The organism is Streptomyces sp. NPDC041068 (genome assembly GCF_040647455.1).
Classification (GTDB): Bacteria; Actinomycetota; Actinomycetes; order Streptomycetales; family Streptomycetaceae; genus Streptomyces.
Genome location: NZ_JBEZCG010000020.1, coordinates 108,117 through 125,556, shown reverse-complemented (window position 1 = coordinate 125,556; position 17,440 = coordinate 108,117). Strand labels below are relative to the sequence as shown.

The 17,440-nt window shown below is 70.6% G+C and carries 14 protein-coding genes and 1 riboswitch; of the genes, 4 read left to right on the top strand and 10 right to left on the bottom strand.

Features of this window, described 5'->3' with window-relative positions; translation table 11 throughout:
- Positions 1-70: 70 nt before the first annotated feature.
- The 4 genes from AB0B50_RS36765 to AB0B50_RS36750 form a co-directional block, all read right to left on the bottom strand.
- On the bottom strand, positions 71-721 hold the full coding sequence (locus tag AB0B50_RS36765) for a thymidine kinase (protein WP_362340177.1): 651 nt from the start codon (positions 719-721) through the stop codon (positions 71-73).
- Between the two features lie 74 nt (positions 722-795).
- Positions 796-1,986, bottom strand: a complete 1,191-nt coding sequence (locus AB0B50_RS36760; protein ID WP_362340176.1) for a nucleotide pyrophosphatase/phosphodiesterase family protein — start codon at positions 1,984-1,986, stop codon at positions 796-798.
- Entirely contained in the window at positions 1,986-2,573 is a 588-nt protein-coding gene (locus AB0B50_RS36755) for a DUF5998 family protein (protein WP_055697117.1), read from the bottom strand. The genes AB0B50_RS36760 and AB0B50_RS36755 overlap by 1 nt, the downstream gene beginning before the upstream one ends.
- Positions 2,574-2,644: 71 nt before the next feature.
- Entirely contained in the window at positions 2,645-5,497 is a 2,853-nt protein-coding gene (locus AB0B50_RS36750; protein ID WP_362340175.1) for a GNAT family N-acetyltransferase, read from the bottom strand.
- A 156-nt stretch (positions 5,498-5,653) separates the two neighbouring features.
- On the opposite strand from AB0B50_RS36750, the gene AB0B50_RS36745 reads away from it, so the two are divergent.
- The gene (locus AB0B50_RS36745) at positions 5,654-5,935 is read left to right on the top strand and encodes an HPr family phosphocarrier protein (RefSeq protein ID WP_030021209.1); all 282 of its coding nucleotides are present in this window, start codon (positions 5,654-5,656) and stop codon (positions 5,933-5,935) included.
- Between the two features lie 169 nt (positions 5,936-6,104).
- On the opposite strand, the gene AB0B50_RS36740 is transcribed toward AB0B50_RS36745, so the two are convergent.
- The 4 genes from AB0B50_RS36740 to AB0B50_RS36725 all read right to left on the bottom strand — a co-directional run bounded on the left by AB0B50_RS36740 (position 6,105) and on the right by AB0B50_RS36725 (position 10,925).
- A complete protein-coding gene (locus AB0B50_RS36740) occupies positions 6,105-6,815 on the bottom strand; it encodes a GntR family transcriptional regulator (protein ID WP_362340174.1) in 711 nt (236 codons plus the stop codon).
- Between the two features lie 188 nt (positions 6,816-7,003).
- Positions 7,004-7,807: a M23 family metallopeptidase gene (locus tag AB0B50_RS36735; protein WP_362340173.1), complete on the bottom strand. Its 804-nt coding sequence runs from the start codon at positions 7,805-7,807 to the stop codon at positions 7,004-7,006.
- A 12-nt stretch (positions 7,808-7,819) separates the two neighbouring features.
- A riboswitch (cyclic di-AMP (ydaO/yuaA leader) is annotated at positions 7,820-7,982 on the bottom strand.
- A 196-nt stretch (positions 7,983-8,178) separates the two neighbouring features.
- Positions 8,179-9,564, bottom strand: coding sequence for a pitrilysin family protein (locus AB0B50_RS36730; protein ID WP_362340172.1), 1,386 nt, complete (start codon positions 9,562-9,564; stop codon positions 8,179-8,181).
- Positions 9,561-10,925, bottom strand: a complete 1,365-nt coding sequence (locus AB0B50_RS36725; protein ID WP_362340171.1) for a pitrilysin family protein — start codon at positions 10,923-10,925, stop codon at positions 9,561-9,563. The genes AB0B50_RS36730 and AB0B50_RS36725 overlap by 4 nt, the downstream gene beginning before the upstream one ends.
- 237 nt (positions 10,926-11,162) lie before the next feature.
- On the opposite strand from AB0B50_RS36725, the gene AB0B50_RS36720 reads away from it, so the two are divergent.
- Positions 11,163-13,616, top strand: coding sequence for a DNA topoisomerase IV subunit A (locus AB0B50_RS36720; protein WP_362340170.1), 2,454 nt, complete (start codon positions 11,163-11,165; stop codon positions 13,614-13,616).
- Between the two features lie 6 nt (positions 13,617-13,622).
- On the opposite strand, the gene AB0B50_RS36715 is transcribed toward AB0B50_RS36720, so the two are convergent.
- Positions 13,623-14,723, bottom strand: a complete 1,101-nt coding sequence (locus AB0B50_RS36715; RefSeq protein WP_362340169.1) for a GTP-binding protein — start codon at positions 14,721-14,723, stop codon at positions 13,623-13,625.
- A gap of 376 nt (positions 14,724-15,099) precedes the next feature.
- Here AB0B50_RS36715 and AB0B50_RS36710 point away from each other — a divergent pair, with 376 nt between their 5' ends.
- Together AB0B50_RS36710 and AB0B50_RS36705 are read left to right on the top strand one after the other, a co-directional pair.
- A complete protein-coding gene (locus tag AB0B50_RS36710; RefSeq protein ID WP_362340168.1) occupies positions 15,100-15,600 on the top strand; it encodes a DUF6082 family protein in 501 nt (166 codons plus the stop codon).
- A 300-nt stretch (positions 15,601-15,900) separates the two neighbouring features.
- The gene (locus AB0B50_RS36705) at positions 15,901-16,140 is read left to right on the top strand and encodes a hypothetical protein (RefSeq protein WP_362340167.1); all 240 of its coding nucleotides are present in this window, start codon (positions 15,901-15,903) and stop codon (positions 16,138-16,140) included.
- 57 nt (positions 16,141-16,197) lie between these two features.
- On the opposite strand, the gene AB0B50_RS36700 is transcribed toward AB0B50_RS36705, so the two are convergent.
- Positions 16,198-17,382, bottom strand: coding sequence for a citrate synthase/methylcitrate synthase (locus AB0B50_RS36700; protein WP_362340166.1), 1,185 nt, complete (start codon positions 17,380-17,382; stop codon positions 16,198-16,200).
- Positions 17,383-17,440: the final 58 nt, after the last annotated feature.

The window sequence follows — 17,440 nt, the reverse complement described above, 5'->3', positions numbered from 1 at the left end:
TTGGGCCGGCTCGTGGCCCAGTCGCCTGGCCGGCCCGCGGCCCAGCCGCCGCCGGGCCGGCCCGCCGCGCTCATCCGGACGTGACAGGCAGCACGTCCGGGGACAGCGCCCCGGCGTGCGCCACCGCACTCGTCATCCGGCGTCTGTGGTGGCGTCGGCACAGCACTTCGTAGCCGACCTCCAGTGGCGAACGGTCCACGTCCCCCACCACGACCTGCTCGCCCTCGACCACCATCTCGCCGTCCACGGTGCGCGCGTTGTGCGTGGCCCGTGCCCCGCACCAGCACAACGTCTCGACCTGGAGGGCCTCCACCCGGTCGGCGAGCTCGATCAGCCGCTGCGAGCCGGGGAACAGCTTGGTGCGGAAGTCCGTGGTGATGCCGAACGCGAAGACATCCAGCTCCAGGTCGTCCACGATCCGGGCGAGCTGATCGATCTGACCGGAGTCCAGGAACTGGGACTCGTCCACGATGACGTAGTCGACCTTGCCGCCCCGTGAGAGCTGCTCCACCACATACGCGTACAGATCGAGGTCCGGACCGGCCTCCACCGCATCGGTCACCAGGCCCAGCCGCGAGGACAGCTTCCCCTCCCCCGCCCGGTCGTCGCGCGTGAAGATCAGGCCCTGCAGCCCTCGCGCCGACCGGTTGTGCTCGAACTGCAACGCGAGAGTCGACTTCCCACAGTTCATCGTCCCGGAGAAGAACACCAGCTCGGGCATGGGGAGTTGAGGACCTTTCGGTACGTACGTCGAGGGGGGCACTGCATGGGGGCGCCGCCGCGTGGGGCGTAGGGCTAGGAGCGTACTTCGAGCAGAGGGACGAGCTGTTCGACGGGGGTCATCGAACCGTGCATGCCGACGAGCGCGGACTCCTTGGGCTCGCGCTCCGTGGCGATGATCGCCACATCGTCGTGGGCGGCCGCGACGACGTCGCCGATACGCTCGTACACACGTTGATCAATGTGTGGACCGAACCAGCCCGCGGCGATCGCCTCGTCACGTCCCGCAACCCAGAACTGCTCGCCGAGGACCTCGCGCCACACCGTCAGGACGTCGTTCGCGGCGCCCGGCACCGCGTACACGTGACGGGCCCGGCCCTCGCCGCCGAGGAGGGCGACGCCCGCGCGCAGCTCCCAGTCCTCGTCGAAGTCGATGCGGGCGTTGTCGTCGAAGGGGATGTCGAGCATGCCGTGGTCGGCGGTGACGTACAGGGCGCTGCGCGGGGGCAACTGCTCCGCGAGGCGCTGGACGAGCCGGTCGACGTACATGAGCTGGCCGCGCCAGGCGTCGGAGTCGACGCCGAAGCGGTGGCCCTTGCCGTCCACTTCCGCGTAGTACGTATAGACCAACGAGCGGTCCCCCGCGGCCAGTTGCTCGGCGGCGAGGTCCATGCGGTCCTCTCCGGAGAGCCTGCCCCTGAAGGAACCGCCGCTGAGGGCGATCTTGGTGAGCGGGGTGTGCTCGAAGGTCGGCGAGGACACCTGCGCGGTGTGCACACCCGCCTCGTGCGCCCGCTGGAAGACCGTGGGGTACGGCTGCCACTTGTGCGGGTCGGTCCACGGGTTCCAGCGGAGCTGGTTCATCAGCTCGTCGGTGGCCGGATTGCGGACGGTGTAGCCGGGCAGGCCGTGCGCGCCGGGCGGCAGGCCGGTGCCCACCGAAGCGAGGGAGCTCGCGGTGGTCGCGGGGAAGCCCGCGGTGATGGGCCGTCCCGTGCCGCCCCGTGAGCTCTGCAGCAGCGACGTCAGGAAGGGCGCCTCGGCCGGGTGGGCCTTGAGCTGCTCCCAGCCCAGGCCGTCGATCAGGAACACGCAGTTCCGGTCGGCGGGGGCGAGTTCGGCGATGGCGGGCGTCTCGTAGCCGGGCACGCCCTGGTGGGACACGAGCGTGGGCAGCAGGTCGGCGAGCGATCCCGCGCCGTACTCGGGCACGGGTGCGGTGTCGAGGGCGAGCGGTTGTACGTCGTCCCAGGAAGGCAGCGCCATCAGCGGGCGGTGTCCGCGGTCGCCTCGGACAGCGCCTGGGCGAAGGCGAGGGTCTGCCGCACGGCGTCGGGTCCGTCGCCCGCCTCGCTGACGCGCAGGCTCAGGTCGTCGGCGGTCGAGCTGCCGGTGTAGCCGTGGTCGGCCTCGCAGTTGGGGTCACCGCAGGCCGCGGGCTCCAGGTCGATGCGCGACACGGCGCCCCAGCCGATCGTCAGGACGACCTCGCGGGGCAGCGTCCCGGGAACGTACTTCTCGGGGTTGGCGACGACGCGGCTGACCACGACCGAGGAGATGCGGCCGATCTCGACCGACTCGGTGGAGGTCGTCGCGTACGGCGTCGGGGAGGTGCTGTCCGCCGCCTGCTCGTCGGTGTGGCTGACGATGAAGCGCGTGCCGGTCAGGACGAGAACCGTGACGTGCCGACGCACTTCGTTCGCGTCGAACGTGGTCTCCTGGTGGACCAGGTACGACCCGATGGCCTCGCCGCCGATCGCGGCCTCCACCGCCTCGGCCACGAGGGCCGGGTAGTAGCCGCTGCGCTCGATCGCCGCGCGCAGCCCTTGGGTCGTCGTACCGGTCTTTGCCATGCCGTCCATCCTACGGCCCGGTGCGGGGCGCACGGGCCCCGTGGCCGCCTCTGCCCCCTGTCAGCAGCCGGTCAATAGCCGGGAAGCGTGCGCGGGCCGAGGTCGTCGCGGGCCGGCGGGGGCGCGAGCCGCACGGAGGCACCGAGCACGGAGAGGCCGCGCTGGGCGACGACCACCGGCTCCAGGGAGACGGCGACCACCTCGGGGTGGTCGTCGACGAGCCGGGAGACCCGCTGGAGCAGCTCTTCGAGCGCGGGGGTGTCCACGGGGGCCGAGCCGCGCCAGCCGAACAGGAGCGGTGCGGTCCGGATGGACCTGACCAGGGAGGACGCCTCACGGTCGGTGACCGGGACGAGGCGGTGCGCGGTGTCGCCGAGTAGCTCGGACGCGGCACCGGCGAGCCCGAAGGAGAGCACCGCTCCGGCCGCGGGGTCGATGACCGCGCGCACGACGGTGTCGACGCCGCGCGGCACCATGCCCTGCACGACGGGGCGCAGCTCGGCGGGGCTGCCGAAGACGTCCGTCAACTCCTGGTAGGCTCGGCGCAGTTGGTCCTCGTCGGCGAGGTCGAGGCGCACTCCGCCGAGGTCGGCGCGGTGCCGCAGGTGCGGAGCGGTGGTCTTCAGGGCCACGGGGTAGCCGAGCCTGCCGGCGGCTGCCACCGCCGCGTCGGGATCGGGCGCGGGCAGGGCCTGTCGTACGTGGATGCCGTACCGCCCGAGGAGCTCGTGGGCGTCGTCCGGGGCGAGGGTGGCGCCGCGGGGGTCCCCGCCGTCCTTGGCGAGCAGCTCCGCGATGCGGTCCGCGGCGCCGCTCTCGTCGATGTCGTCGTACTCGTGCACTCTCCCCGGCTCGGCGGCCTCGCGCCGCCACTGGGCGTACCTGACGGCTTCGGCGAGGGCCCGGACGGCACGCTCGGCGGCGGGGTAGGCGGGGATCCTGTACTCCTCCGCAGGCGGCTCCACTGCCGTGTCCGTTCCCGTTGTGGGCAGGCGTTCCGCACGGCGGAACGGGTGGGCACAACTCTCACCGCCGGGTACCGAAACAGGAGCATCAGGCCGTGTGCTGGCAGCAGCCGACAAAGCTTCGGCGAGCCCTCCGAGCTCCACATGAACCACGGCCACCGGCTTCGCGGGCCACCCCGCGGCCGCGAGGCGCAGCTCCGTGGCCAGCGTCTCCGGATCCGCGGTGGTCCCGTCATCGCCCACCCAGGGAATCGCGTTGACGATCACCGCGTCGCACGCGTCGTCCGACAGCGCCTCGGCGAGCGCGACCCGGAAGTCGGCCGGTGTGGCCCCGGTCGTCAGATCGCGCGGCGGCAGCGGCCGCAGCCCGTCGGCGACGCACGCGTCGTACGTGAGGAGCCCGAGGGACTCGGAGTTCCCGAGGATGCCGACGCGGGGCCCGGACGGCAGCGGCTGTCCCGCGAGCAGCAGCCCCGCGTCGACCATCTCGGTGACCGTGTCGACGCGGATGACTCCCGCCTGGCGCAGCAGCGCGGACACCGTGGCGTGCGGGAGGCGGGTCGCCTGCACCGCGTGCCCGGTGGGCGCGATGCCGCTGTGCCGGGCGCCCTGCACCACGACGAGCGGCTTGGCGGTCGCCGAACGCCGCGCGAGGCGGGTGAACTTGCGCGGGTTGCCGATGGTCTCCAGGTACATCAGCGTGACGTCGGTGTCCGGGTCCTCGTACCAGTACTGGAGTACGTCGTTGCCGGACACGTCCGCGCGGTTGCCCGAGCCGACGAACGTGGAGAGCCCCGCGCCCCTGCGGTGCAGGCCGGACAGGAGCGCGATGCCGATCGCGCCGGACTGGGTGAACAGACCGATCCGCCCGCGCGCGGGGGACTGCGGCGCGAGCGAGGCGTTGAGCCGTGTCTGCGGAGAGGTGTTGATGACACCGAAGGCGTTGGGGCCGATGAGCCGCATGCCGTACGACCGTGCCTGGCGCACCAGTTCGCGCTGCCGCTCGCGCCCCTCGGCGCCGCTCTCCGCGTACCCGGCGGAGAGCACCACCAGGCCCCGCACGCCCCGCTCGCCGCACTCGGCGACGACCTGCGGCACCCGGTCGGCGGGCACGGCGACCACCGCGAGGTCCACGGGCTCCTCGATGGCCGCCACCGAGCGGTGCGCGGGCACGCCGTCGATCTCGGTCCCCTCGTCGAACGCGGCGTTGACCGCGTACAGGCTCCCGGTGAAGCCGGAGTCCCGGAGGTTGCGCAGCACGCTGCGGCCCACGCCGCCGGCGATCCGGCCGACGCCGATCACGGCCACCGACCCCGGGGTGAGCAGCCGCTGCACCGACCTGGCCTCGGCCCGATGTTCGCGGGCGCGCTGCACGGCGAGCGAGCGGTCGGTCGGCTCCAGGTCGAACTCCAGGCGGACGACACCGTCCTCGAAGCTGCGCTTCTGCTGATAGCCGGCGTCCGTGAAGACCTTGATCATCTTGGTGTTGGCGGGCAGCACCTCGGCCGCGAAACGGCGGATGCCGCGCTCCCTGGCGACGGCCGCGATGTGTTCGAGGAGCGTGGAGGCCACTCCCCTGCCCTGGTGGGCGTCCTGCACGAGGAAGGCGACCTCGGCCTCGTCGGCGGGCGCGCTGGCGGCCATGCCGCGCTCGTCGATGCGGTCGTAGCGCACGGTGGCGATGAACTCGCCGCCCACGGTGGCCGCGAGCCCCACCCGGTCCACCTGGTCGTGGTGGGTGAAGCGGTGCACGTCCTTGGCGGACAGGCGCGGATAGGGCGCAAAGAAGCGGTAGTACTTCGACTCGTCCGAGACCTGCTCGTAGAAGCTGACGAGGCGGTCCGCGTCCTCGGCCGTGATGGGCCTGATCCGGGCGGTCCCCCCGTCGCGCAGCACCACATCGGCTTCCCAGTGGGAGGGGTGGTCGTGCCGATCCTGCTGATCCGACGGGGGCTGCATGGGGCCCAGGGTACGGGTCGCGCGGCCGCCGGGCCCGGGGCAGGCTAGGAGAGGTCGAAAGGCGACCGGGAGCGGGACGTACGTCCGGCAGAGCACCCGCGACGGCATGAGACACTGGTCTAGACAAGTGTGAGACACCTGGAAGGGCAGCAACACATGGCTGAGCGCCGCGTCAACGTCGGCTGGGCCGAGGGCCTTCACGCCCGACCCGCCTCCATCTTCGTCCGCGCGGCCACGGCCGCCGGCGTCCCCGTGACGATCGCCAAGGCCGACGGCAACCCGGTCAACGCCGCCTCGATGCTCGCGGTGCTCGGCCTGGGCGCCCAGGGCGGCGAGGAGATCGTGCTCGCCTCCGACGCCGAGGGTGCGGACGCCGCCCTCGACCGTCTGGCGAAGCTGGTCGCCGAGGGGCTCGAGGAGCTTCCGGAGACGGTCTAGGACACGTTCCTTCTGGGACACGTTCTTCAGCAATACGTCGATGGGGTCACCCGGAATTCCGGGTGACCCCATCGACGTATGCGCAAGACGTTTTCGGGATCAAAAAAGAAACGCGCGCACGGCAGAGCAGGCCGTGCGAAATTCCCTCTCTTTGTATACGGCGCCTCCGTTAATTCCGGAGGCCCGCCGTGTTTACGGGATGTTGCGAATCCCTCACATACGCCCGACCGTCAGGCCGCGCAGGCGCAGGCGCCTGCGCATGGCGCCATCGGTGCACGCCCGTCGCCCGCTCGGCGTGCGCGGCGGTGAGCGCCCTGGCCCGCTCCGCGTCCCCGCGGGCCACCGCGTCGACGATCGCGGCGTACTCGGACCAGGACTCGGTCGGCGCCGCCGGCTGCTGCACGACGTACAGCCAGGCGATCTTGTGCCGGAGCTGGGTGAGCAGCGCGCTGAGCCCCGGGCTGCCGGACGCCTGGACGAGCGTCTCGTGGAACCAGCCGCCCAGCGCGCGCAGATCCTCCCCGCGCCCGCTCCTGCACCGCTCCTGGCCCAGCCTGACGAGGCCGCGCAGGACCTTGAGGTGCGCGTCGGTGCGGCGCTGCGCCGCACGGGCCGCGGCGAGCGGTTCGAGCAGCATCCGTATCTCCAGGAAGTCGGCGGCCTCCTGCTCCGTCGGCTCGGCGACGCACGCGCCCGCGTGCCTGCGCGTGACGACGAACCCCTCGGCCTCCAGGGTGCGCAGGGCCTCGCGCACGGGGACACGGGAGACGCCGTAGCGGCGCGCGAGGAGTTCCTCGGTGAGCCGGCCGCCCCTTTCGTGGACACCGGAGACAATGTCGTCCCGGATCGCCGTGCATACCGACTGCGCGGGAATGCGCATGACCGGACCTCCGCCTTAATCCCCGCGAAACGCGGTCGACCGACGCTCGTTCTCGCTCGTTCCGTGACTCTATTGCAGGGCGCCGGAATTTCCGACGGCGGACCGGAATCCATGGATATCTTTTGGCCAAGAACGGAGAAAGCCCCGGCTCTGTGCGAGCCGGGGCTTTCGGAGCCGTACGGGAGCCGTCAGACGTTGACGCCGTGCGAGCGCAGGTACGAGACCGGGTCGATGTCCGAGCCGTAGTCCTCGCCGGTGCGGGCCTCGAAGTGGAGGTGGGGGCCACTGGAGTTGCCGGTGGAGCCCGAGAGGCCTATCTGCTGGCCCGGGGTCACCGTCTGGCCGACGGTGACGCTGAGGGACGACATGTGGCCGTACTGGGTGTACGTGCCGTCGTTCATCTTGATGACCACGTTGTTGCCGTAGGCACCGCCCCAGCCGGCCTCGACGACGGTGCCGGAGCCGACCGCGTGGACCGTGGTGCCGGACGCGGCGTGGAAGTCGACGCCGGTGTGGCTGCCGGAGGACCACATGGCACCGCCGGTCTTGTAGCCCGTGGAGACGTACGAGCCGCTGATCGGCGAGACGTAGGTGTTCAGGCGCTTGCGCTCGGCCTCGCGGGCGGCGCGCTCCTTGGCCTCGCGCTCCTTCTTGGCCTTCGCCTTGGCCTCGGCCTCGGCCTTGCGCTTCTCCTCGGCCGCCTTCTTCTTGGCGGCCTCTTCGGCCTTCTGGGCGGCAGCGGCGTCGTCGGCGGCCTGCTGCTGCGCGGCGGCCTGCGCGTCGATGCTCGCGGCGAGCGAGTCGCCCACGGAGATCGCCTGGGTGAGGCCGGTGTGCTCGATGGCCGCGTCGTCGGCCGCGGCGAACGCCGGACCCGCGAGGCCTCCGATGACGCCGGTGGTGGTGAGCGCGGCGACGCCCGCGGCGTTCGCGGTCGTGCGCGTCAGGCGGCTCGGACGACGGTGCTTCCCGGTGGCACGGGTGAACGCCATGAAGCGGCTGATCCTTTCCTTCCTTCTCGCCTACCGGGTTAGCTGACGGGTTCGGAGCAGGAAGGTCTCCTACGGATCCCTCGCCTCGCGGCAAGGTGCCCGATTCACCCCAGGGGACATGTGGGTCCCCGGCTCCCCTGGCTCGCGCCGTACGGGGACTCGGCGATGACTGTCCGGTGCCGCGGACGCGGCGTACTGCGTGACGGACAGCCGGACCGACGCTAAGCGGGACATCTGTCAATCGACAAACAGAACTCGGCTTTTGTAGCGCACGCCACACGCCAGACAGGCAACCTCCATATGAATTCGGACATATGAGGACCCCGGCGGCCGAAACAGTCGCCGGGGTCCCGATATGTCCTGACTGCCACTCAGCCCGTGACCACGCTCACGTCGCCGATCCCGAGGGCCCTGACGGGCTCCTCGATCTGCGCGGCGTCCCCGACGAGGATCGTCACCAGGTGGTCCTCCGGGAAGGCGCTCACGACCGCGGCGGTGGCCTCCACGGTGCCGGTGGCGGCCAACTGCCGGTACAGCTGCGCCTGGAAGTCGTCCGGGAGGTTCTGCTCGACCTGGTCGGCGAGCGTGGCCGCCACGGAGGCCGCCATCTCGTACTTGAGCGGGGCGACGCCCACCAGGTTCTGCACGGCCACGTCGCGCTCGGCGTCCGTGAGGCCCTCGGCGGCGAGGGTGCGCAGGACCTTCCAGAGGTCGTCGAGCGCGGGCCCCGTGGACGCGGTGTCGACCGAGCCGCTGATGGCGAGCATGGCCGCGCCCGTGCCGTCCGGGGCGGAGCGCAGGACCTGGCTGAACGCCCGTACGCCGTAGGTGTATCCCTTCTCCTCGCGCAGGACGCGGTCCAGGCGCGAGGTGAGGGTGCCGCCCAGGCAGTACGTGCCGAGCACCTGGGCCGGCCAGACCCGGTCGTGGCGGTCCGCGCCGATGCGGCCGATCAGGAGCTGCGTCTGGACGGCTCCCGGGCGGTCCACGATGACGACGCGGCCGGTGTCGTCGGCGGTCACCGGAGGCACCGGGAGCGGCTCGGCCGTGCCGCCCGTCCAGGTGCCGACGGTGTCCGCGAGGACGGCGTCCAGGTCGGTGCCCGCCAGGTCGCCGACCACGACGAGGGTGGCCGTGGCGGGCCGGACGTGCTTCTCGTAGAAGGCCCGGACCGCCGCCGAGTCGATGGCGGTGACCGTCTCCTCGGTGCCCTGGCGCGGGCGCGACATGCGCGAGGTGGCCGGGAAGAGCTGCTTGGAGAGCTCCTTGGCGGCGCGGCGCGCCGGGTTGGCGGCCTCGTGCGGGATCTCGTCCAGGCGGTTGCGTACGAGACGCTCGATCTCGCTGTCCGCGAAGGCGGGGGCGCGCAGGGCGTCGGCGAGCAGGCCGAGCGCCTTCGGGAGGCGGGAGACCGGCACTTCGAGGGAGACGCGGACACCGGGGTGGTCGGCGTGCGCGTCGAGCGTCGCACCGCAGCGGTCGAGCTCGGCGGCGAACTCCTCGGCGGAGTGCTTGTCCGTGCCCTCGTTGAAGGCCCTCGCCATGATCGTGGCGACGCCGTCGAGGCCCTCGGGCTCGGCGTCCAGGGGCGCTTCGAGGTGGATCTCGACGGCGACGACCTGCTGGCCGGGGCGGTGGCAGCGCAGCACGGTGAGGCCGTTGGGGAGCGCGCCGCGCTCGGGCGCGGGGAAGGCCCACGGCTTGGCCGTGCCCGCCTGGGGCTGGGGATGGAACTGCATCGTCGCGGCCTCGGTCACTTCGCCGCCTCCTCTTCCTCGGCGTCACCGGTGTTCTCGTCGGCGGTCTCGTCGGCGGCGGACACGGGCTCGTACACGAGCACCGCGCGGTTGTCCGGGCGCAGCCGGGCCTCGGCGACCTCCTGGACCTCTTCCGCGGTGACGGCGAGGACGCGCTGGACAGCGGTGAGGGCGAGCTGCGGGTCGCCGAACAGGACGGCGTACCGGCACAGTTCGTCGGCGCGGCCCGCGACCGTGCCGAGCCGGTCGAGCCACTCGCGCTCCAACTGCGCCTGGGCGCGCTCCATCTCCTCCGGAGTGGGGCCCTCCGCGGCGAAGCGGGCGAGCTCCTCGTCGACGGCGGCCTCGATGACGGGCACCTCGACGTCGCCGGAGGTCTTCACGTCCAGCCAGCCGAGCGAGGGCGCTCCGGCGAGGCGCAGCAGGCCGAACCCGGCGGCGACGGCGGTGCGGTCACGGCGCACGAGCCGGTTGTAGAGCCGCGAGGACTCGCCGCTGCCGAGGACGGTGAGGGCGAGGTCGGCCGCATCGCACGCGCGCGTGCCGTCCTCCGGAAGGCGGTAGGCGGCCATCAGGGCGCGGGCCGGGACCTCCTCCTCGACGACCTCGCGCAGCTCCTCGCCGATGCGCTCGGGCAGGGAGCCGTCGCGCGGCGGCTGCTTGCCGTCGTGCGAGGGGATCGACCCGAAGTACTTCTCGACCCAGGCGAGCGTCTGCTCCGGGTCGATGTCACCGACCACGGAGAGGACGGCGTTGTTGGGCGCGTAGTACGTACGGAAGAAGTTGCGCGCGTCTTCCAGGGTGGCCGCGTCCAGGTCGGCCATGGAGCCGATCGGCGTGTGGTGGTAGGGGTGGCCCTCGGGGTACGAGAGGGCGGTGAGCTTCTCGAAGGCCGTGCCGTACGGGACGTTGTCGTAGCGCTGGCGGCGCTCGTTCTTGACGACGTCGCGCTGGTTCTCCATGGACTCCTCGTCGAGCGCGGAGAGCAGCGAGCCCATCCGGTCGGCCTCGAGCCACAGGGCCAGCTCCAACTGGTGGGCGGGCATGGTCTCGAAGTAGTTGGTGCGCTCGAAGCTCGTCGTGCCGTTGAGCGAACCGCCCGCTCCCTGGACCAGCTCGAAGTGGCCATTGCCGTGCACCTGCTTCGAGCCCTGGAACATGAGGTGCTCGAAGAGGTGCGCGAGGCCGGTTCGCCCCTTGACCTCGTGGCGCGAGCCGACGTCGTACCAGAGGCAGACCGCGGCGACCGGGGTCAGGTGGTCCTCGGAGAGCACCACGCGCAGGCCGTTGGCCAGCCGGTGCTCGGTCGCTGTCAGGCCGCCGGAGCCGGCCTCGGCCGTGGCCGTGTGACCCATGGGCATGTACGTCCCTTCGATCGCTGGATCATCGCTGGATCAGAACACTGGATCAGAACAATTGCTGTCAGTCCTGCCACTGTATGCAAGCGTGCTGACACCTGACGAAGTTCCCGGTCCGCCCTCGGCGTAGTCGCGGCCGACGCCGCCACGGCACGGGTCGTGGTCGGCGTTGTCAGTGGGACAGTCCACAATGGTCGGCGTCAGATCCCGCACTTGCTTGGTGAAGGAGCCGCAGCAGCGATGGCCCGCCGCAGCACGAAGACCCCGCCGCCCGACGATTCGTTCGAGGAGAAGATCCTCGACATCGACGTCGTCGACGAGATGCAGGGCTCCTTCCTCGAGTACGCGTATTCGGTCATCTACTCCCGCGCGCTGCCGGACGCCCGCGACGGCATGAAGCCCGTCCAGCGCCGCATCGTGTACCAGATGAACGAGATGGGCCTGCGCCCCGACCGCGGCTATGTGAAGTGTGCCCGCGTCGTCGGCGAGGTCATGGGTAAGTTGCACCCCCACGGCGACGCGTCGATCTACGACGCGCTGGTCCGCATGGCCCAGCCCTTCTCGATGCGCCTGCCGATGGTCGACGGCCACGGCAACTTCGGCTCCCTGGGCAACGACGACCCGCCGGCCGCCATGCGGTACACCGAATGCCGCATGGCCGACGCCACCTCCCTGATGACGGAGTCGATCGACGAGGACACAGTCGACTTCACGCCGAACTACGACGGCCAGGAGATGGAACCGTCCGCCCTCCCGGCGGCCTACCCGAACCTCCTGGTCAACGGCTCGTCGGGCATCGCGGTCGGCATGGCGACGAACATGCCGCCGCACAACCTCAGCGAGGTCATCGCCGCCGCCCGCCACCTGATCAAGCACCCGGGCGCCGACCTCGAGACGCTGATGAAGTTCGTGCCGGGCCCCGACCTGCCCACGGGCGGCCGGATCGTCGGTCTGAACGGCATCAAGGATGCGTACGAGACGGGCCGCGGCACCTTCAAGACCCGCGCCACGGTCTCCGTGGAGAACGTGACGGCGCGCCGCAAGGGCCTCGTCGTCACCGAACTGCCCTTCACCGTCGGCCCCGAGAAGGTCATCTCCAAGATCAAGGACCTGGTCGGCTCGAAGAAGCTGCAGGGCATCGCCGACGTCAAGGACCTCACCGACCGTGCGCACGGCCTGCGCCTGGTCATCGAGATCAAGAACGGCTTCGTCCCCGAGGCCGTCCTGGAGCAGCTCTACAAACTGACGCCGATGGAGGAGTCCTTCGGCATCAACAACGTGGCGCTGGTGGACGGCCAGCCCCTCACGCTCGGCCTCAAGGAGCTCCTGGAGGTCTACCTCGACCACCGGTTCAACGTGGTGCGCCGCCGCAGCGAGTTCCGCCGCGGCAAGAAGCGCGACCGCCTGCACCTGGTCGAGGGTCTGCTCGTCGCCCTCCTGGACATCGACGAGGTCATCCGCCTCATCCGCTCCAGCGAGAACTCCGCGCAGGCCAAGGAGCGCCTGATGGAGCGCTTCTCGCTGAGCGACATCCAGACGCAGTACATCCTGGACACCCCGCTGCGCCGCCTGACCAAGTACGACCGCATCGAGCTGGAGTCGGAGCGCGACAAGCTCAACGGCGAGATCGACGAGCTGACCGGCATCCTGGATTCGGACGCGGAGCTTCGCAAGCTGGTCTCCTCCGAACTGGCCGCCGTGTCCAAGAAGTTCGGCACCGACCGGCGCACGGTGCTCCTGGAGTCCTCCGGCTCCCCCGCCCCCGCGGTCTCGCTGCAGGTGGCGGACGACCCGTGCCGGGTGCTCCTGTCCTCGACGGGCCTCCTGGCCCGCACGGCGAACGGCGAGCCGTTCGGCGAGGGCGACACCAAGCGCGTCAAGCACGACGTGATCGTCTCCGCGGTGCCGGCGACGGCGCGCGGCGAGGTGGGCGCCGTCACCTCCGAGGGACGGTTGTTGCGCCTCTCCGTGGTGGACCTTCCCCAGCTTCCGGAGACGGCGGGCTCACCCAACCTCTCCGGAGGGGCGCCCGTCTCGGAGCTGCTCTCCCTGGAGAAGGACGAGAAGCTGATCTGCCTGATGACGCTCGACGAGTCCTCGCCGGGTCTCGCACTCGGCACCGAGCAGGGCGTCGTCAAGCGCGTGGTCCCCGACTATCCGTCCAACAAGGACGAGTTGGAGGTCATCACGCTCAAGGACGGCGACCGGATCGTCGGCGCGGCCGAGCTGCGCACGGGCGAGGAGGACCTGGTCTTCATCACGGACGACGCCCAGCTCCTGCGCTACCAGGCCTCGCAGGTGCGCCCCCAGGGCCGTCCGGCGGGCGGCATGGCGGGCGTCAAGCTCACCGACGGCGCGAAGGTCATCTCCTTCACGGCGGTGGACCCGGCGGCGGACGGCGTCGTCTTCACGGTGGCGGGCTCGCGCGGCACGCTCGACGACTCGGTGCAGACGACGGCCAAGCTCACGCCGTTCGACCAGTACCCGCGCAAGGGCCGCGCCACGGGCGGTGTTCGAGTACAGCGTTTCCTGAAGGGGGAGGATTGCCTGAGCTTCGCCTGGGCGGGCGCCACACCGCCGCTCGCGGCCCAGCGCAACGGCACCCCGGCCGAGCTGCCGGAGATCGACCCGCGCCGTGACGGCTCGGGCGTCTCACTGGCCAAGCCGGTGGCGGCGGTGGCGGGTCCGGTGTAGCGGCCCTCAGTCGACGGACTCGGCGTCCGGCTCCTGGACGTACCGCAGTACGCCCCACATGCCGTGCTCATCGGCCTGTGGGGCGTACTCACGACAGGCCTCGAGCTCCTTCTCCAGGGCGGGTACGTCGATGCCCGACCCGATGAGCACGAGCTGGGTGAGGCGCGGCTCGCCCGGAGCCCACGGCTCGGGGTAGAAGCGCAGGAACCGCCCCACGGCGTGCACCTCGTAGCGGTTGCGGGGGTCTGCGGCGCCGAAGTCGACGTACCCCTTGATCCGGTAGAGCCCTTCGGGCCTGCTGTCGAGCAGGGCCATCAAGGGCCGCGGCCCCATGGGCACTTCGGAGGTGAAGGAGAGGCTTTCGTAAGCGGAGTGCAGGTGGTCGTGATGACCGCAGCGACGGTCGGCACAAGGCCCGTCGTCCTCGCCCTCCGAAGCGGCGGCACCGTCCTTCAGATCTTGGTCCCTCAGATCGTCGAAGGAGAGCTGCCCGACCCGCTCCCCCACGGGCGCGCGGTCGAAGAACAGCTCCACGTCGACGCGTCCGTACGAGGACGCGACGACGGCCGCGCGCCCGGCGAGCCCGCGCACGACACCGAGGACACGCTCACGCTCCGCTGCGGGCACCCGGTCGGACTTGTTGACCACCACGAGATCGGCGATGCCCAGATGCCGGTCCACCTCGGGGTGCCGCTCCCTGGTCGCGTCGAACTCGGCCGCGTCGACGACCTCGACGAGCCCTCCGTAGACGATGTGCGGGTTCTCGCTGGCCAGGAGCATCTTCACGAGCTCCTGCGGCTCGGCGAGGCCGCTCGCCTCGATGACGATGACGTCGATCCGCGCGGAGGGGCGGGCGAGCCGCTCCAGGTACTCGTCGAGTTCACTCGCGTCCACGGCGCAGCACAGACACCCGTTGCCGAGCGAGACGGTCGAGTCGCCGAGCTGCCCCGCGACCGACATGGCGTCGATCTCGATCGACCCGAAGTCGTTGACGATCGCCCCGATCCGACTGCCGCCGCTGCGGTGCAGCAGATGGTTGAGCAGGGTCGTCTTGCCTGATCCCAGGAATCCGGCGAGAACGACGACCGGGATCTGCTGCTTGTTCACGTGGGCCTCTCGTGTCGACGCTCGTACGGACCCCGGCGGATCCCGTACGACGAATGAAGACGGCCCCAGGATATGTGCGCGTAGTCGAGCCGCGAAGTGAACGATTGTTAGCGGCGCTCGCGGGGCACACATTGGGCACGGCGCCGGTCAGGGTGACAGGACTGTCCCTCTGTGCGCCTCCTCTCCGCCTCCCTGCCGGTCAGAGCCGCTCGGCACCCTGGGAGACGGCAAGCGCTGCCCACCGCTCGCCGGTCCGCTCCCTGTCGACCCGCACACGACGACCGGCGGACGGTCGCCCAAATCGGGGGATGACATGGTCAACAAGAGGTTCGCCACCGTAGGGCTTCGACCCGCTGTCGCCGTGGGGGTCGGCCTCATGGCAGGAGCCATCGGCACCCTGGCCGCACAGCGGCACACCATCGAGGCGCTCCGCGTACGGCTCGAGCACCTGGAACAGTCCACGCATGCGCAGCACGACGCCAACCTGGCCATCCAACAACGACTGCACTGGGAGCTGTTGAGCAAGGCCATCGACAATCAAGATCTGGCCGAGGTGTTGAACAACTACGCGGAGGACGTCAGCCCGCAGCGCCACCGCCAGTACCTCTTCGCCAACGCGCTCTACACGAACCTGCTGTTCTACCACCGGATCGGCAACATCGACCGCGACGAGTTCTTCGGGTTCGTGCGAGGAATCTTCCAGAACCCGATCGTGCGGGAGTACTGGACTGCCGGCCGGTACCAGCGAGCGACCATCGCGGATTCCTCGGACGAGGCAGAGCTCGGACGCATGGTGGACGATCTCCTACGCCAGCTGGAGGAGACCGACATCGATGAATGGTGGGTGGTGGGAGAGCCCCCGAGCGCGGAGTCCTGAGCGCCGCCGTCACCCTTGCGTCATCATTGCGCCAACTTTGCGCGAGCTGTGCGTGCGCTGTGAGCCTGCTGTGGTCCTGTGCGCCTCAGCATCACCGCGTCAGCTCAGTAACTGGCCGCACAGTGGGGCGTTTTTCCTGATGCCAACTCGGGTCGACTGTTGCGCAGACCGTGCAAGGAGTTGCCCATCCTCAACCGCCACTCCACGCCGCCCGGTCGAGCCCATCCCCACAAGGAATGCATCGCACCGCGCAGCCACAGTGCGCAGGCGCTCCAGCCTTGAGACCAGAGGGAAACGATAGTGAGCCAGATCATCCGTCGGATTGGTGCTTCTCCGCGCGCTCGGGGCAGCGTATCCGGGCAGAACTGCCCAGATATCTTCGAGTTGTCCGACGGCAACTTCGCGGTCATCGGCACGGATGCGACCGCGACACTCGACGCCGAGCTCCCCTCTGACGCATCCCGGGCGGACTACGAACGCATCGTGGTGGTCACCAGAGAAACCCTCGTGCGCGCCAAGGCCGACATCCCCGACAACTGAACCCGCCCAATCCACCCCGGGGCCTGCGCAGCTCAGCGGCGCAGGCCCCGCGCCATGTCAGCGCTCGCCCTGAACCGGCACCGGCACCGGAACCGGCGGCACCGCCCCCACATACCGAGCCGCCGGTCGAATGATCTTCGAATCCCGTGCCTGTTCCAGGATGTTGGCGCTCCAGCCCACCACCCGCGCGGACGCGAACGTCGGCGTGAACATCTCGCGCGGCAGGCCGCAGAGCTCCATCACCACTCCGGCGTAGAACTCCACGTTCGTGTGCAGTTCCCGCCCCGGCTTCAGCTCCGCCAGGATCGCCTCGACGTGCCGCTCGACCTCGACCGCGAACTCCACCATGCCTCCGCCGAATTGCTCCGCGATGCCCCGCAGCATCCGCGAGCGCGGGTCCTCGGTGCGGTAGACGGGGTGCCCGAAGCCCATGATGCGGTCCCCCGCGAGGACGCGCTCACGGATCCAGCCGTCGATGCGCTCGGGCGTGCCGATCGCGTCAAGGGTGTCCAGGGCCCGGCTCGGCGCCCCACCGTGCAGCGGCCCCGACAGCGCACCGACCGCACCCACCAGACAGGCCGCCACATCCGCACCGGTCGAGGTGATGACCCGCGCGGTGAACGTTGATGCGTTGAATCCGTGATCAATGGTTGAGATCAAGTACTGCTCGATCGCCCGGGCACGTGCGGCGTCCGGCTCCGAACCCGTCAGCATGTACAGGTAGTTGGCGGCGTACGAGAGGTCATCGCGGGGCTCGACGGGATCGAGGCCCTGGCCGAGCCGGTACAGCGCGGTGAGCAGTGTGGGCACCACGGCGGACGCGGCCAGGGCGTCCGCGCGGCGCCGGTCGTCGTCGATGTCGTACACCGGGCGGAAGCCCTTCGACGCCCCGAAGAGCGACAGCGCCGTGCGCAGCCCGGAGAGCGGCCCCGACAGCACACTGGCGCGGGCGATGGCGGGCAGCGCGTCGCGCACCTCGTCGGGAAGGTGGCGCAGCACCGCGGTCTGCGCGGCGAAGGCGGCGCTCCGCCCGGCGTCCGGCAGTTCGCCGTGGAACATCAGGTGCCAGACGTCCTCGAAGCTGCGGCTCTGCGCGAGCTCGACGGCCGAGTACTGGCGGTAGTGGTAGAAGCCCTCGTATCCCCTGACGTCACCGAGTTCGGTCTCGGTGACGACGACACCCGCGAGTCCTCGTGGGACCTCGACGGGCTCGGCGGGGGTGGTGGAGCCATTGATCGGCATGTTCTTCCTCGACTTCCTCCCTGGACTTGATTCGACTGTCCATGCTTGACTAAAGCTC

Coding starts and splice junctions, on each gene's coding strand:
- AB0B50_RS36765 (WP_362340177.1), bottom strand. CDS start 721: ATGCCCGAGCTGGTGTTCTTCTCCGGGACGATGAACTGTGGGAAGTCG.
- AB0B50_RS36760 (WP_362340176.1), bottom strand. CDS start 1,986: ATGGCGCTGCCTTCCTGGGACGACGTACAACCGCTCGCCCTCGACACC.
- AB0B50_RS36755 (WP_055697117.1), bottom strand. CDS start 2,573: ATGGCAAAGACCGGTACGACGACCCAAGGGCTGCGCGCGGCGATCGAG.
- AB0B50_RS36750 (WP_362340175.1), bottom strand. CDS start 5,497: ATGCAGCCCCCGTCGGATCAGCAGGATCGGCACGACCACCCCTCCCAC.
- AB0B50_RS36745 (WP_030021209.1), top strand. CDS start 5,654: ATGGCTGAGCGCCGCGTCAACGTCGGCTGGGCCGAGGGCCTTCACGCC.
- AB0B50_RS36740 (WP_362340174.1), bottom strand. CDS start 6,815: ATGCGCATTCCCGCGCAGTCGGTATGCACGGCGATCCGGGACGACATT.
- AB0B50_RS36735 (WP_362340173.1), bottom strand. CDS start 7,807: ATGGCGTTCACCCGTGCCACCGGGAAGCACCGTCGTCCGAGCCGCCTG.
- AB0B50_RS36725 (WP_362340171.1), bottom strand. CDS start 10,925: ATGCCCATGGGTCACACGGCCACGGCCGAGGCCGGCTCCGGCGGCCTG.
- AB0B50_RS36720 (WP_362340170.1), top strand. CDS start 11,163: ATGGCCCGCCGCAGCACGAAGACCCCGCCGCCCGACGATTCGTTCGAG.
- AB0B50_RS36710 (WP_362340168.1), top strand. CDS start 15,100: ATGGCAGGAGCCATCGGCACCCTGGCCGCACAGCGGCACACCATCGAG.
- AB0B50_RS36700 (WP_362340166.1), bottom strand. CDS start 17,382: ATGCCGATCAATGGCTCCACCACCCCCGCCGAGCCCGTCGAGGTCCCA.